The sequence below is a fragment of the Planococcus sp. 11815 genome, assembly GCF_051096385.1.
Classification (GTDB): Bacteria; Bacillota; Bacilli; order Bacillales_A; family Planococcaceae; genus Planococcus; species Planococcus citreus.
The window spans coordinates 2,440,713-2,456,165 of record NZ_CP096991.1 but is presented as its reverse complement, the minus strand read 5'-3'; the positions used below and the strand labels follow the sequence as shown (position 1 = coordinate 2,456,165).

Below are 15,453 nucleotides of genomic sequence, written 5' to 3'. Positions count from 1 at the left end.
AAACGGGAGCTTTTATGCACTCGATGAATAAGGAAGGAGTGAGGAGATACCGTCGATACAAGAGAAGACTGAATCGGTTTTGAATGTTTATAAATTAAAGTGAATAGATATTGTTTGGCAACTATAGATATTTTCATTGAAAATATGCGAAAAAAGTTTCGAAAAATCATTATTGCGATTTGCTTTTTAATGGTAACCGGGTGGGGTATTTATTGAGAAACGGCGAAAAGAGGAAGCGTGGAAACCGTTGGAAACAGTGGATTGTGTTGAGTGTTGATTTTTTCTTAAGACAAAAACAAATTATTTATCTTCCATTAAAAGTATATAAGAAAAGCAAAAAAATATCTGAATTATGAGAATTTTCATAGACTACTTTACATATTTTGGCGCTTAATGTAGGTTTATTGTAGTGTTATTAGTTATACGAAGTATCAATTATGATAAATAATTGATTTTTAATTATTTATTGGTGTTCGTAAGGGAGAAGCTTTCATTGGTAAATCGATTAAATCGAGCGGAGGAATGGTTGACATGATGAACACCCAGCAGGTGACTTCACTAGACGACAAGACAGCCAAGATAAAGGCCGCACAAGCGGTAGAGAAATCGCATAATTGCCCGATTGGCAGTGCGCCTGAAATCGCAGGCCATCAAGTTCCTCAGCTGTATATCGGATTGCCACTCGACCGCGGCGTTTCCGTTCAATTGTATCGGGATGAGCAGGAGGGGCTGAACGAGGCAACGATCCTGCTTTCGGTTGAGCAATTGCCAAGTTTTACGCGAGCGCTCATTGAACATCCGATTTTGCTGCCGACGAGTTATTCGCAACGTTTGTCAGTAGAAGACGGACAGCATGCACTTCGGATTACTTCAAAAGAAGAGTTCCCTGATTTTGTTGAACGCCTGACGGATGCGCTCCATGTGCTTCCGCGAAAAAAGTGAATACGGCAAATCTATCCCGTTTATTGTTGTGGGGGAAGATATGCATTTATTTTAGCAACAACAGCAATGTTTTTAATAAATGAGTTGGTAGCCGCGTGATCAATGCTTGTAAGGATCAAAATCGAGGAGGATGAATCGGATGACTGCGATTGTAAAAGAAGAAATGACAATGGAGATCCCGAACAAAACCTATTTGCAAACTTATAAGGAACATATTGACGGCTATAAACAGTATAAGCTGGAGAAATTGGCTCCGCAGTGGCATGTGCCGGTGGATCGTAAGGCGCTAAAAGTGGAGAGTGGAGTGTAAGCTGTCCCTGTGTTAGGCACAATTTGCGTGGGAAGAACCGCGTCGCAGCGGGATTCTGGTGCTTGGATGTCCCTGTGCGCCACACAATTCAAAAAGCCGTGAACTCATTTGAGTTCACGGCTTTTTCTGCATTATAGGTTTTTCACGTAGTCTTCAACTTCCTGGGAAGTCGCGAGACCGAGAATGTGTTCGGTGTGCCCTTCCATGTCCGCTTTAGATAGGCGGCTTAGCTGGGAGCGGGCTTTTAGGATGGACGAAGCGCTCATCGAGAATTCGTCCAGGCCGAGGCCGAGGAGAATCGGGATGGCGATTTCGTCACCGGCCATTTCGCCGCACATGCCGGTCCATTTGCCTTCTTTGTGGGACGCGTCGATGACGGTCTTCACGAGGCGCAGGATGGCTGGGTTATACGGCTGGTAGAGATATGACACGGATTCGTTCATCCGGTCGGCGGCCATTGTGTACTGGATCAAATCGTTCGTTCCGATGGAGAAGAAGTCGACTTCTTTGGCGAAGGTGTCTGCCATGACGGCAGTCGACGGGATTTCTACCATGATGCCGACTTCGATCGAATCGCTCACTTCGACGCCTTCTGCTTCGAGTTTCGCCTTTTCTTCCAATAGAAGAGCTTTCGCTTCGCGGAACTCATCGAGCGTCGCGATCATCGGGAACATGATCTTGAGATTCCCGTGGACGCTTGCACGAAGAAGTGCGCGCAGCTGCGTGCGGAACATGTCCGGCATCTCGAGGCATAGACGGATTGCGCGAAGACCTAGGAACGGGTTGAGTTCTTTCGGCAATTTCAAGTACGACAATTCCTTGTCGCCGCCGATGTCGAGCGTACGCACGACGGTCGGTTTGCCTTCCATGCCTTTTAGGACAGCGGAATAGGCGTCGAATTGTTCTTGTTCGGTAGGGAAGTTGTCGCGGCCCATGTACAAGAATTCTGTCCGGTACAAGCCAATCGCTTCGCCGCCGTTTTCAAGGACGCTGGTAAGGTCTTTCGGTGTGCCGATGTTCGCGCCGAGTTCGACTGCAACACCGTCTTTCGTGAGCGTCGCCTCGTTTTTCAGCTTGGCCCATTCGGCTTTTTGATCGGCAAACGCCGTTTGTTTTTCTTTGTACTCGGCAAGTGTCGCTTCATCGGGGTCAAGAAGGATTTCTCCTTCCAAGCCGTCGATGATGACGATCGTGCCGTTCTGGATAGAGCTCATCGCTGATTTCGCGCCGACGACCGCCGGGATTTCCAGTGTGCGTGCGAGAATCGCGGAGTGGGATGTGCGCCCGCCGATATCGGTGATGAAGCCTTTAATGTATTGTGGGTTTAATTGAACCGTATCGGATGGCGTCAAATCTTCTGCGATGATGACGACTTCGTCAGTGATCAAGCTCGGGTTTTGGATCTTGACGCCTAATAGATGGGCGAGCACGCGTTTCGTGACGTCGCGCACATCGGCGGCGCGTTCTTTCATGTATTCATTGTCCATCGCTTCGAACATGTCGACGAACATTGTAGACGTTTCGTGAAGCGCGAATTCGGCGTTGACACTGTCGGTTTTGATTTTGTCGGTGATCGGCCCGATTAATTCCGGGTCTTGCAAGACAAGCAAGTGAGCCCCGAAAATGTCCGCTTCTTTTTCGCTGATTTGTTCTGCGGTGCGTTTTTTTATCACTTCGAGTTCAGCGATGGATTCATCCACTGCTGAGCCGAAGCGTTCGATCTCCGCCTGTGGATCCGCCACGTTTTTCTTGTCGACTGTCAGATCCGGATGTTCCAGGCGGAAGGCCTTGGCGATAGCGATGCCGTTAGACGCTGCGATTCCGGAGAGGCGACTCATGCGTTCGAGATTCCTTGCTCTTGGAGTACGCGTTCGATTGTTTCCATCGCTTCCGCTTCGTCCGCACCGTCTGCTGCGATCTGAACTTGTGATCCAGAAGGAACGCCAAGTGACATAACGCCGAGGATCGATTTCAAGTTAACTTTTTTGTCCTTGAATTCCATCGTGATGTCTGATTGGAATTTTGATAACGAACCTACGAGTGCTGAAGCTGGACGTGCGTGCATACCTGCCGGATCTGTGATTGTGAATGTTTTTTCTACCATGAATAATTCCTCCTTAGGATGTTTGAGATGTAAGCGAATTCACCCCTCATTATGACAGTTTCTGCGCAAATTGCATAGCCGGGAGCCGTTCGGCGGTGGGATCAAAAACGACAATGTTGTCGTGGAGGCGGCGACATGTCCCTGTGCACGGCACAATTTGGGGCGTGGAAATCGCGTCGTAGCGGGGTTTTTGTGGTGGTTTGTCCCTGTGCGCGACACAATTCGCCGGGCGTTTGGGAGCTGTCCCTGTGCACCACACAATTTCGCGTGTGCGATTCGCGCCGCAGCAGGATTCCGCTCTTGATTCGTCCCTGTGCGCCACACAATTTAGGGCAACGACAGCCTTGTCCGGACAGTGGCGACAAAGTTGGTTTTTCATTAGATTGAATGCGCTTACACAAAGGGCGTATAATCTGAATTAACAAACAAAGCACAAGGGCAAGAGCCCAAAAAAGGAGGATGAAAGGAATGGCAGAAGAACGTTCAAGCGTGAAAGTGAAAGTCCAGAAGTTCGGTAACTTCCTGAGCTCGATGGTCATGCCGAACATCGGCGCGTTTATTGCCTGGGGTCTCATTACCGCGTTATTTATTCCAACGGGCTTTTTCCCGAACGAGAATTTCGCGTCACTCGTCGGGCCGATGATTACGTACTTGCTTCCGCTATTGATCGGTTATACGGGCGGTAAGCTGGTGCACGACCAGCGAGGCGGCGTTATCGGTGCGATTGCCACGATGGGGGTCATCGTCGGGGCGCCGGATACGCCGATGTTCCTCGGCGCGATGATCATGGGGCCGCTTGCGGCTTGGGTCATCAAACAGTTTGACCATCTGATCGAAGGCAAGATCCGCTCCGGTTTTGAGATGCTTGTCAATAACTTCTCATCCGGGATCATCGGCGGGGCGCTAGCGATCTTCGCTTACCTCGGCATCGGGCCGGCCGTCAGCGCGTTGACGCAAGTATTGGTCGCAGGCGTTGACTGGTTGCTTGAAACAGGCTTGCTTCCATTAACCAGTATTTTGATCGAACCGGGGAAAATTTTATTCCTCAATAACGCAATCAACCACGGCATCCTGACGCCGCTTGGGCTTGAACAAGTCCAGCAAGCGGGACGTTCGGTTCTGTTCTTGCTCGAAGCGAACCCGGGACCTGGTCTTGGCGTCTTGCTCGCGTTCATGTTCTTCGGAAAAGGCATCGCGAAGCAATCGGCACCAGGGGCAGTCATTATCCACTTCTTCGGTGGGATCCACGAGATTTACTTCCCGTACGTGTTAATGAAACCGATGCTTCTCTTGTCCGTCATCCTCGGCGGCATGAGCGGCGTGTTCACACTGGTCTTGATGGGCGGTGGCTTGATGGCCCCTGCATCACCAGGTAGTATCTTCGCGATTGCCGCGGTCACACCGCCTGAAGGCATGGCGTATGTCGCAAACTTCACGGCAATCTTGGTCGCAGCGACTGTCTCGTTCTTAATTTCAGCGATCATCTTGAAGCGCAGCAAAGACACAGCTTCAGATGAAGACGTCGAAGCTGCAACAAAACGCATGGAAGAAATGAAAGGCAAGAAGAGTTCGGTTGCGGGCGCACTTGGCGCTAGCGCTGGAGCTGCAGGAACGGCTTCTACAGCTGGAACGTTCCCGGACGATGTCCAAAAAATCGTCTTTGCGTGTGACGCGGGTATGGGGTCGAGCGCGATGGGCGCCTCGCTTTTGAGTAAGAAAGTAAAAGAAGCGGGCATGCACATCAAAGTCACCAATAGCGCGATTTCGTCCATCCCTGCCGATTCACAAATTATCATCACGCAGGATAAATTGACGCCGCGTGCGAAAGACAAACGCCCGGATGCGTATCACATCTCAGTCGATAACTTCCTGTCGAGCCCGGAATACGACCGCTTGATCGAGCGGATGAAACATGGCGTGACAGAAGAGCAAAGTGAACTGGTCGACGACAGCGAAGCGAACGCAGCGACTGGTGATGAAGGCGACGCTCCACTACTCACGGAAGACAATATTTTCATCAATAAACGCTTCCGCAATAAAGAAGAAGCGATCCGCTTCGCAGGCGATGCGCTTGTGAAAGCAGGATACGTCGAACCATCGTATGTCGATGAAATGTTGAAGCGCGAAGAAATCACGACGACTTATATGGGCAATGATGTCGCGATTCCGCACGGCACCGAAGAAGCGAAAAAAGCGGTTATCAAATCCGGCTTCACGGTTGTCCAAGTTCCGGACGGAGTAGACTTTGACGGAGAGAAAGCGAAATTGATCTTCGCCATCGCTGGCAAAGACGGCACGCACCTGGAGATCCTGTCAGGCATCGCGGTCATCTGCGCCGAGCAGTCGAACGTCGACGAACTCGTCGCCGCCAAGTCCTCTAAAGAGCTGCTCGACATCTTGAACAGCAAATAATCAGCACCACGAAAAGGCAGGGGAAATCCTGCCTTTTTGTGCTATTTCTTTGGTTTATTCAAAGTGAGCAAGATCAATAAGGAAACAGATATAGTAAATGTTAGTGGGGAAATCGCTCTAGGCGGACGCTTTAGGCCTGCAGGATGCGGGTCATGCAGCTGATGCGACAGGACGTCGCGGTTTCAGCTGCCCGCGGTTTCAGCCGCTTCCTGTTTACCAATGAATCAGTTTAAAACGCTGCTGCTCCCACATCTGCGGGGCAGATGCGTCGCAAATGAACAAGCTCAAGTCCTTTCGCTTATTCATTAGTCGCCGCCTTCCGCTCTTTCATTTTAGTGTGAATAATGTTGGAGTGTTTCTACCTTTATTGAGATAAAGGAGGAAAGTGAGCTATTTTGCGGAATGTGGATAGTAGTGAGAAAATGAAGACAGAACGTTGAAAAGCTTTTATAGCCATAAGAGTAAGAGTTCACAACAAAATGTTCAGTGAGATATTAGAGTGTTTGTAGAAGCGTCCGCTCGACTCCTGTGGATCAGCGAGACGGCCGAGACCCCGCAAGAAATGAATGAGTGAAGCATAGCTGAGCACATTCATTTGCGACGCATCTGCCATGCAGATGTGGGAGCAGATGCGGGGAACAAAGTCTTTTCGCACTAAGCGCAGCGAATGAGGAGGCTTGGACGCGAGCCCACGGAAAGCGAGCGGTAAGCTTCGAAAAACACGGTTTCCTATTAATCTTTACAGAAAAATATTTGATTCAACAAAGTCTTCATCAACGAAAGGTGACAAGGGAGTAGGTGAGTGGATGTTTGTCACGGTTAGGGAAAAGTCGATTATTGAGCTGGTGACGCGGATGTCGGCGAAGCATACGGTCAATTCCTTGGCGACGTATCTCGATGTCAGCGCGCGGACGATTCAGCGGGATTTGAAATCGGTGGATAAGCTATTGGAAGGGTTCGGACTCGCGATGAAGCGCAATGCGGCGGATGCGCTGTTTATTGATGGCAATAACGAAAAAATCTATCGCTTGATGCAGAAGCTTGCGGCCTCGAGTGCGCCGGAAGCGACGCCTGAGGAGAAGAAGCTGCGCTTGCTCATCATTTTAATGGAAGAAGGCGCGTTTTTTAAAAAGCAGGTGCTGTCGAATCAGCTCGGCATCAGCACGACGACGCTGACTTCGTATTTGGATGAACTCGGCAATTGGCTGCGCAAGTTCTCGGTCACTTTGTCCCGCCAGCGCGGTGTCGGTGTGGAAGTGGCAGGTGAGGAAGCGCATAAACGCCATGCGCTGGCGGCGTATTTCCTCATTCATTTCTACGAAGAGCTCATTGAAAGCCTGTATTATTTGCAGCGCGGCAAGACGCAGGACGACAAAGTGCTCGGTTATTTCAATCCGGACTATCTCTCGGCGGCGAATAAATTGGTCGGTGAACACATCAGCGACGAGCAGATCCGCTTGGCCGACAGCGATTATACCGGCTTGGTCGTTCATCTCGCTTTGGCGCTGCAGCGCACCGAAAGCGGGTTGTTGCTGGGGGCGCAAGAGCCGATGAGTGAACCGAATGGTGATTACCACGTCATCGAAGCGATTTGTGAAGATTTGCATGCACGGCTTGGCGTGGAATTGACGGAGCGCGATATCGAGTTTCTGGCGGTGGTGTTGAAGGGTTCGAAAATCCAGGCGTCCAATGTACTGTATTACGATAGTGTGCTGCTTGGAAAACTCGTGAAAAACATGATTCGCGATGTGTCGGGGCAGCTCGGCGTCGATTTGACGAAGGATTTCTCCTTGTACCAAGGCTTGCTAGCGCATATGGAGCCGCTCATTTTCCGGCTTAAGCAAAAGCTCGAATCGTTCAATCCGTTGACCGACGAGATCAAGAAGAAATACCCGATGCTGTTTCTCGCAGTCAAGCAGACCTTGGAGACGGAGTTTGACGACCTCGAGTTCTCGGCGGATGAAGTGGCGTTTATCGTGCTTCATTTCGGCTCGGCCTTATTGATGAATGAAGAGCGCGTGCAGATCGACGCAGTCGTCGTGTGCCCGACCGGCATCGGCACGTCGAAAATGCTCGCGAGCCGCATCCAAAAAGAGCTGCCGGAAATCGATACGGTGAAGATTTTGTCGATCCACGATTTCCAGGCGGCGAATTTTGAGGACTACGATCTAGTCATTTCGACCATCCGCCTGCCGGTGACCGATGTGGATTATTTGATGGTGAGCCCGCTTTTGAATGAACAGGACATCAGCCATATCGAGAATTACTTGCAGCACAATATCCAGAAAGTGACGCGCAATAAGCAGTATTTGCCGGCGGAGGATTATGGCGATGTGGGCAAAAAGCATAGGCCGGATCTGCGGAAATTGCTATTGGACATCAAGCAAGTGCAGACCGGCATGGAAGCGATACTCGAGCATTTCGGGGTCGTGAAAATGCGCGGCACCGATTATTGGCAGGTGCTCTCGGATGTGTTGGACGGGATGGAGTCAGACGGTTTGCTGAATGCGGCGAGCACGTTGCGGCAATTAAAAGACCGTGAGACGAAAGGCGGCCTCGGGATTCCGGGGACCAATATGGCACTGTTTCATTGCCGAGACGAATCGGTCGGGCAGTTGCTGTTCCAAGTGGTGCATTTGGATACGCCGAGTGCGGTCAAAGGGATGGACGGCCGCGACGTGCACATGACGAATCTGTTATTGATGCTGACGCCGGTGGAATTAAGCGAGCGCGAACAGGAAATCATGAGCTTGATTAGTTCGAGCCTCATTGAAAGTGAAGCGGCGATGATGATTTTCTCGTCGTCGAATGAAGGCGTCATCCGCGGCAAGTTGGAAGAGTTGTTTTACGAATACTTACAAAATAATTTGATGAAGGAATGATTGGAATGAAACAAGCGATCCATTTTGGAGCAGGAAATATCGGCAGAGGGTTTATCGGGGCGTTGTTCTCGGAATCCGGCTATCACGTCAGTTTCGTCGATGTGGCAGAACAAGTTATCGACGGATTGAACGAACAAGGCCAGTACCGTGTGAATATGGCGCAAGAGACGGAAGAAAGCGTCTTGGTGGAGAATGTGTCGGGCATCAATAATATGAAAGACGAAGACGCGGTCATTGCGAAGATCATGGAAGCGACGTATTTGACGACAGCGATCGGGCCGAACATCTTGCCACGCATCGCGCCGTTAATCGCAAAAGGAATCGAAGCGCGCGTCAAGGGTAATTTAGCGACGGGGCCGGATTTGGTGCCGGCGTCAGCCTTGGATGTGGCGACGGACATGAGCGCGGGTTCGGAAAAATTATACATCATTGCCTGTGAAAACCAGATCGGCGCGACCGATATTTTAAAAGGCCATATTTTGAGCCATTTGAGCGACGAAGCGAAAGCGGATCTCGCGGGCAAAGTGTATTTCTTTAATTCGGCAGTCGACCGCATCGTGCCGATCCAGGAAGGCCATTCGCTTGATGTCTTGGTCGAGCCGTATTACGAGTGGGTCGTCGAGACGACTGAAGACATTCCTCACGTGTCCGGCATGACGATTGTCGAAGACTTGGCGCCGTTCATTGAGCGCAAGCTGTTCACGGTCAATACGGGGCACGCGGTCATCGCGTATTATGGATATCTCGCCGGCAAAACGACGATCGATGAAACTTTGGCGGATCCGGAAATCGAACAGGAAGTGCGCGAAACTTTGAAAGAGACGGGCGCGTACCTCGTGAAGCAATACGGCTTGGACGAACAGGAGCACCTCGCCTATATCGATAAAAACATCGAACGCTTCAAAAACAGCTATTTGAACGACGGCGTCACGCGCGTCGGCCGCGCGCCGATCCGCAAGCTCGGCCCGGAAGACCGCCTCGTGCGCCCGGCTATACAAGCGCAAAAAGCGGGGCTAGCGTATTCGCATCTCGCGAAAGCGATCGCGGCGGCTTTGTTGTTCGATTATGCAGAAGACGAAGAAGCGGTGAAAATCCAGGAAATGATCGCACAAGGCGGGCCGGAGCGCGTATTGACAGAAGTCAGCGGGCTTGAAGCCGGCAGCGAACTGGCTAAGGAAGTTGTGCGCCAGTATGAGGCGATGAAGAAGTAGGTGTCCCTGTGTTCCGCACAATTCCAACCGCATCCCGGTGGCCAAAACGGCGCCGGGATGCGGTTTTTGTGTTGCGGGTGGTGGTTTGCGTCCCTGTGCGCCACACAATTTCAGCGGGGAGTATTCTTCCTTGTCCCTGTGTTGCACACAATTTGGCGGGTCGAAACCCTGTCACAGCGGCATTTGGCTGTCCGTTCTTCCCTGTGCGCCACACAATTCGGCACGTGACGGTATACTTTTTGTCTGTATGTGCGGTTAAAGTGCGTACTTCCCAAGATGTAGGGAAGGACTTACACTTGGTAAGCATCAAAATACGCATATGAGGAGCTACACATAGATGAAATTACAACTAGCATTGGATTTAGTAGACATTCCGCAAGCCATCGAATTGATCAAAGAAGTTGAAGGGTCGATCGATATCGTGGAACTGGGCACACCGGTCATTAATAAAGAAGGATTGAAAGCCGTACGTGAAGTGAAAGCGGCGTTTCCACACTTGGAGGTCTTGGCGGACGTGAAGATCATGGACGCGGCGGCTTATGAAGTCGGCAATGCCGCGGCTGCTGGAGCGGATATCGTGACGATTCTCGCGCAGGCGGAAGATTCGTCGATCAAAGGCGCGGTCGAAGAAGCGAAGAAACTCGGCAAGAAGATCCTGGTCGACATGATCGCCGTGAAAGACATCGAAACACGCGCCGCTGAACTGGACGTGCTGGGAGCGGATTATATTTGCGTCCACACAGGCTATGATTTGCAGGCAGAGGGCAAAGATTCATTCGCAGACTTGCGCACCATTAAACGCGTCGTGAAAAATGCGAAAACGGCGATTGCTGGGGGCATCAAGCTCGAAACTTTGCCGGAAGTGATCAAAGCGCAGCCGGATTTGATCATCGTCGGGGGCGGCATCACGTCTAAAGACGATAAGCAATCAGAAGCGGCGAAAATCAAAGCGCTGATGAACGAAAGCGTGACGGTTTAACTTGAGCGCTTCTGGATTTATGAATGAAATTTCAGCTGAACTTGCGCATACACTTGGGCAAGTGGACGAGGCAGAAGCATCCCGGTTGGTCACTGCGATGGCGCAAGTCGACAAGATTTTCGTCGCAGGCGGCGGCCGCTCGGGATTCATGGCGAAAGCGTTCGTCATGCGCATGGTGCATATGGGCTTGACCGCTTATGTCGTCGGCGAAACGGTGACACCAAGTTTACTGGAGAATGATTTGTTCATCGTCGGCTCGGGTTCCGGTGAAACGGGCAGCTTGATTGCGATGACCGAGAAAGCCAAAACGATCGGCGCAACGGTCGCGGCGGTAACGACCAATCCCGATTCATCAATCGGCAAGCTTGCCGATCTCCACATCACCATTCCGGCGCAAGCAAAAGCGGAAGGCGCGAGCGGCAAGTCCATCCAACCGATGGGTTCGTTGTTCGAGCAATCGCTGTTGGTGGTGTACGACGCGCTCGTTTTGACGTATATGGAGCAGTACCACATTACCGCCGATGCGATGTTCGGCACACACGCCAATTTGGAATAAAACAGAAATAAGCTTGAGGCTGGAAGCGATTCCGTCTCAAGCTTATTTTTCATGCCAAGCTTACCTATTGGACAACTCGCTCACAGAGGTGCAAAATTGATGAAATGGAGAACTGCGGTGACAGGGCAGTGTTGATTGAAATGAATGGCGAGCCGCTCGTACAGTGCTTAATTATAATAAAAGGCCCGCCAACGAAATTATTTTGATGTGAAGGAGCAAGTGTATGTATAAAATGATCGCAATTGATTTAGATGGAACATTGCTGACGGATGAGTTGACGGTGACAATGGATACGATGACAGCGATTCGAAAGTCGAGAGAACTCGGAGTGGTCGTGACGATTGCGACGGGACGCATGTATCCGTCCGCACAGCGCATCGCCTTAGAGTTGGGACTCGATGCACCGATGATCACGTACCAAGGGGCGATGATCAAATCGGCGACGAGCGGAGAAGTGCTGCGTGAGCGTGTCGTGCCGTTTGAGATCGCGCAAAAATGCATCCATTTGGCAGCGGAGAAGCAAATGCATATCCAGGTTTATCAAGACGATGTGCTCTACAGTGCCGTAGATAACGAACAAGTCAGAGCGTATTCCAAAGAAGTCGGCGTCGGCTATAAAATCGAACCGGATCTGCTCAAGCTCGCAAAAAATGGCTTTATGAAGCTGCTGTTTATCGACGAACCGGAAGCACTCGCGCCGGTGCAGGAAGAATTAAAAGCGGTTTTAGGCAATGGGGCGTGCATCGAGAAATCCAAACTGCGCTACCTTGAAGTGACGCATCCGGAAGCGAATAAAGGCAGCGCTTTGAAATTTTTGGCCGAACATCTCGGCATTGACACTTCGGAAGTCATCGGCATCGGGGACAACCACAACGATGCCGACCTCGTCAAAGCAGCGGGATTCGGCATCGCCATGGGCAACGCGGTCGACGAGATAAAAGAGCTCGCGGACTACACCAGTTTGTCGAACAACGAAGAAGGCGTACTGCATGTGCTCAATAAATTCATCTTGGAACCGCGGACAGCCGCTGTCGAATCTGGCCAGTGAGCGGCAGATCCCAGAAAGCGAACAATTAACGAAATACGCTAACGATGGAGGGAACGTAAATGCCCAATTTGGGAGAGAAGACATTTAATTGTGAAAAAGAATTGACCCTTTCCATCATCGGCGGAAAGTGGAAAATGCTCGTGTTGTGGCATTTAGGAAAATCCGGCACGAAGCGTTTCGGCGAGTTGAAAAAACTCATGCCGGGCATCACGCAACGCATGCTGGTCAACCAGCTGCGTGAACTGGAAGATCACTTGATCGTCCACCGCGAAGTATATCCGGTCGTGCCGCCGAAAGTGGAGTATTCGCTGACGGAACAAGGCGAGAGCTTGATGCCGATTCTCGATTCGATGTACGACTGGGGCAAAGAGTATATGGAGCGGAATTTGTGATGTCCCTGTGCGCCACACAAATTCCACCGCATGAAAAGGCGATGGGATGCGGTTTTTTCGGTTTTGGGAGCTTCGGATGTCCCTGTGCGCCACACAATTTAAGTAGAGAAAAGCCCGTTCCGGGAAAGGAACGGGCTTTTCTTATGGAAAATTTAACGGACGTTCATTTCGTTCGGGTGGGCGCCTTTGCGGCGGTTTTTGTCCAGCCCGTTGATTTGGTTCATGTCTTCTTCGCTTAATTCAAAATCGAAGACATTGAAGTTTTCTTCGATGCGTGATGGCGTGACGGATTTCGGGATGACGATCGTGTTGTTTTGCAAGTGCCAGCGCAAGACGATTTGAGCTGGTGATTTTTTGTGTGCTTCAGCGATTTGTTGGATCACTTCGTCTTTCAGTACTTCGCCGCCTTGGTCGAGTGGGCTCCAAGCTTCAACGAAAATATCGTGCTGTGCGCAGAATTCTTTGACGTCATTTTGCGCCAAGTACGGGTGGCATTCGATTTGGTTGAGGACAGGCGGCACGTCGCACTCGTCCAACAAGCGCTGCAGATGTTCGGGTTGGAAATTGCAGACGCCGATCGCTTTGACGCGGCCGTCTTTGTATAGTTTTTCCATCGCTTTATACGTCTCGACGTAATTGTCGAATTCAGGTGTCGGCCAGTGGATGAGGTAGAGGTCCACATAATCGAGGCCGAGGCGCTCCAGGCTTTCGTCAAATGCGCGCAAGGTGCTGTCGTAGCCTTGGTCAGAGTTCCAGACTTTCGTGGTGATGAACAAATCTTCGCGCGGGACAGACGTTTCTTTCAACGCCTGTCCGACGCCTTCTTCATTTTTATAGATCATGGCCGTATCGATGGATGTATAGCCAGTTTTTAGCGCAGTCGTTACGGCATCGGCTGCTTGGTCGTTGTCGACTTGCCAGACGCCGAAGCCTAGTTGGGGCATTTTGAGTTTGTTATTTAGTGTTACATGATTCACGGGACATTTCTCCTTTTTTGGGTTTTGTCACAACAATGTTTATCATACCCTGAAGTGGGCGGGGATAAGCTTTTTTGTTTGGTGTCCCTGTGTCAGATGCAATTTCGAGTATGTGATTGCGGTTGTAGCGGGGTTTTGTAGTTTTGGCGTCCCTGTGCGCCACACAATTCAATTCAACGCAAAAAAAGCTGCCGAAAGAGGCAGCTTTTGGGGATTATGCGCTTAGTACAGGCTGAGTGATTGCAAGCCGATTTCAGCGAGTTTCGCTTGGCCGGCATTTGTCGGATGGATGTCTCCCGGCAGGACGTACAGTGCTTGATTGTTCCCGAAGGCTGTGTAAGCATCCGCCAGATAGACGTCTTCATTGGAGAAAGCAAGGCCGGCGAATGCATCGTTAATGTCCGGGAGTATGGGATCGACGATATAGTGGAGCGAGTCGGTCAGCTGGAACGGATTGTAGACATTATAGAGCACGATCGGTGAATCTGTGAGTGTGCGGATTTCCGTGATAATTTGCTGGATGTTCGAGAAGACGTCGCTTTGGTTGAGCTTCGCTGCAAGCAAATACTGGAACGCTGGTTGATTGCCGCCGCTTTCGATTGCGGCTTCGCGCAGGATGGCGAGAAAATCGTTATTGCCGATCGTCACGGCGACGTAATCCGAGTGGATGATGGCTTGGCGGTATTTCTGGTCGTTCTGCAAAGCTTCGAGCAGTTGATCCGATTGCCAGCCGGACACGCCGAGGTTGCGCACCCGGAGATCAGCGAGCTTGCCGATTAGATAAGGATAGCTGGTCTTCGCGGGATTTTGGTTGGTCTGGCCGAGATTCAAGCCGAATGGAATCGAATCGCCGACTGCGACGAGCGATTCTTTGGCGTTGTCGCTTTTGGCAAAGGCACCTGGAGACACGAGCAGGCTTGCGAGCAACACAACGACGATGGTTTTGATGAGCTTTTTCATAGAACCCTCCCTTTCTCTTCATTCAGCTATAGTATAAAACTAGTAGTTCGAATATTCTATCTATTTTTAACGCATATGATTCGTTTAATCCGATTGTCACGGATTTAAGGAATGGAGGAATTATCGGCGGGGGAGAGAACATAAGGAGAAAGGATGTATAGGGAGGGCTGGGCGTGAAGCATAGAGGCCGATCAAAATTGGCGGGCGGGATAATCGGATTGATTGCAGGGGTGTTTGCTGGCGCGTTTCTCGGGCTGGTCATCGGCGGTACTTTTTTAGGCGGGTTGGATATTTACGAAAATACCGGACTGGAAGGTTATGAGCTGGCGGCGTATGTGGGGGCTGTGATTGGCGGAGGGGTTGGCATCGTGTTCGGGGGTCGGCGTCGGACTTGATGTCCCTGTGTCAGACACAATTTGCGTGACAGGAACCTTGTTTTGGCGGGGTTTGACCGTTCGGATGTCCCTGTGTCAGGCACAATTACCGGTGGAAAAAGAACAGCAGGCGGCGTGAGTTGTCCCTGTGCGCCACACAATTCCAGCCGCATTCCCAATGCCAAAAAGGCGAGGGGATGCGGTTTTTGCGGCTTGGTAGATGGTGGTTGTCTCTGTGCAGCACACAATTTGACTCGCCACAGCTATGTTAAAAGATGAAATGATTTCCAAAACAGAAAGTGAATT

Annotated in this window: 14 protein-coding genes; 10 read left to right on the top strand and 4 right to left on the bottom strand. The window is 50.8% G+C overall.

Translation table 11 applies throughout. The features are described from left to right. Positions 1-531: 531 nt before the first annotated feature. On the top strand, positions 532-942 hold the full coding sequence (locus tag M1Q06_RS12415) for a hypothetical protein (protein WP_434399798.1): 411 nt from the start codon (positions 532-534) through the stop codon (positions 940-942). 139 nt (positions 943-1,081) lie between these two features. Continuing rightward, a complete protein-coding gene (locus M1Q06_RS12410) occupies positions 1,082-1,252 on the top strand; it encodes a hypothetical protein (protein ID WP_434399797.1) in 171 nt (56 codons plus the stop codon). A 131-nt stretch (positions 1,253-1,383) separates the two neighbouring features. Here M1Q06_RS12410 and ptsP read toward each other — a convergent pair whose 3' ends face one another. Both ptsP and M1Q06_RS12400 read right to left on the bottom strand, forming a co-directional pair. Beyond that, positions 1,384-3,090, bottom strand: a complete 1,707-nt coding sequence (gene ptsP / locus M1Q06_RS12405) for a phosphoenolpyruvate--protein phosphotransferase (protein WP_434399796.1) — start codon at positions 3,088-3,090, stop codon at positions 1,384-1,386. After that, entirely contained in the window at positions 3,087-3,356 is a 270-nt protein-coding gene (locus M1Q06_RS12400) for a phosphocarrier protein HPr (protein WP_101190995.1), read from the bottom strand. The genes ptsP and M1Q06_RS12400 overlap by 4 nt, the downstream gene beginning before the upstream one ends. Before the next feature lie 468 nt (positions 3,357-3,824). Here M1Q06_RS12400 and M1Q06_RS12395 point away from each other — a divergent pair, with 468 nt between their 5' ends. The 7 genes from M1Q06_RS12395 to M1Q06_RS12365 all read left to right on the top strand — a co-directional run bounded on the left by M1Q06_RS12395 (position 3,825) and on the right by M1Q06_RS12365 (position 12,836). Beyond that, on the top strand, positions 3,825-5,768 hold the full coding sequence (locus M1Q06_RS12395) for a PTS mannitol transporter subunit IICBA (RefSeq protein WP_434399795.1): 1,944 nt from the start codon (positions 3,825-3,827) through the stop codon (positions 5,766-5,768). 806 nt (positions 5,769-6,574) lie between these two features. Then, positions 6,575-8,650 carry a BglG family transcription antiterminator gene (locus M1Q06_RS12390; RefSeq protein ID WP_434399794.1) on the top strand — a complete coding sequence of 692 codons (2,076 nt, stop codon included), beginning with the start codon at positions 6,575-6,577 and terminating at the stop codon, positions 8,648-8,650. Positions 8,651-8,655: 5 nt separating this feature from the next. Beyond that, positions 8,656-9,861 carry a mannitol-1-phosphate 5-dehydrogenase gene (locus tag M1Q06_RS12385; RefSeq protein WP_434399793.1) on the top strand — a complete coding sequence of 402 codons (1,206 nt, stop codon included), beginning with the start codon at positions 8,656-8,658 and terminating at the stop codon, positions 9,859-9,861. Between the two features lie 337 nt (positions 9,862-10,198). Further along, positions 10,199-10,840: a 3-hexulose-6-phosphate synthase gene (gene hxlA, locus M1Q06_RS12380; protein WP_434399792.1), complete on the top strand. Its 642-nt coding sequence runs from the start codon at positions 10,199-10,201 to the stop codon at positions 10,838-10,840. 19 nt (positions 10,841-10,859) lie between these two features. Beyond that, complete coding sequence (hxlB, locus tag M1Q06_RS12375) at positions 10,860-11,396, top strand: 6-phospho-3-hexuloisomerase (protein ID WP_434399791.1); 537 nt, start codon at positions 10,860-10,862, stop codon at positions 11,394-11,396. Positions 11,397-11,619: 223 nt separating this feature from the next. Then, a complete protein-coding gene (locus M1Q06_RS12370) occupies positions 11,620-12,444 on the top strand; it encodes a Cof-type HAD-IIB family hydrolase (protein WP_434399790.1) in 825 nt (274 codons plus the stop codon). Between the two features lie 59 nt (positions 12,445-12,503). Further along, the gene (locus tag M1Q06_RS12365) at positions 12,504-12,836 is read left to right on the top strand and encodes a winged helix-turn-helix transcriptional regulator (protein ID WP_434399789.1); all 333 of its coding nucleotides are present in this window, start codon (positions 12,504-12,506) and stop codon (positions 12,834-12,836) included. Between the two features lie 152 nt (positions 12,837-12,988). Here M1Q06_RS12365 and M1Q06_RS12360 read toward each other — a convergent pair whose 3' ends face one another. Beyond that, positions 12,989-13,813, bottom strand: a complete 825-nt coding sequence (locus M1Q06_RS12360; RefSeq protein WP_434399788.1) for an aldo/keto reductase — start codon at positions 13,811-13,813, stop codon at positions 12,989-12,991. A 222-nt stretch (positions 13,814-14,035) separates the two neighbouring features. Next, positions 14,036-14,773, bottom strand: coding sequence for a GDSL-type esterase/lipase family protein (locus M1Q06_RS12355; protein ID WP_434399787.1), 738 nt, complete (start codon positions 14,771-14,773; stop codon positions 14,036-14,038). A 173-nt stretch (positions 14,774-14,946) separates the two neighbouring features. Here M1Q06_RS12355 and M1Q06_RS12350 point away from each other — a divergent pair, with 173 nt between their 5' ends. Then, positions 14,947-15,168 (top strand): hypothetical protein, encoded by a 222-nt coding sequence (locus M1Q06_RS12350; protein WP_121298107.1) that lies wholly within the window; start codon positions 14,947-14,949, stop codon positions 15,166-15,168. Positions 15,169-15,453 lie beyond the last annotated feature (285 nt).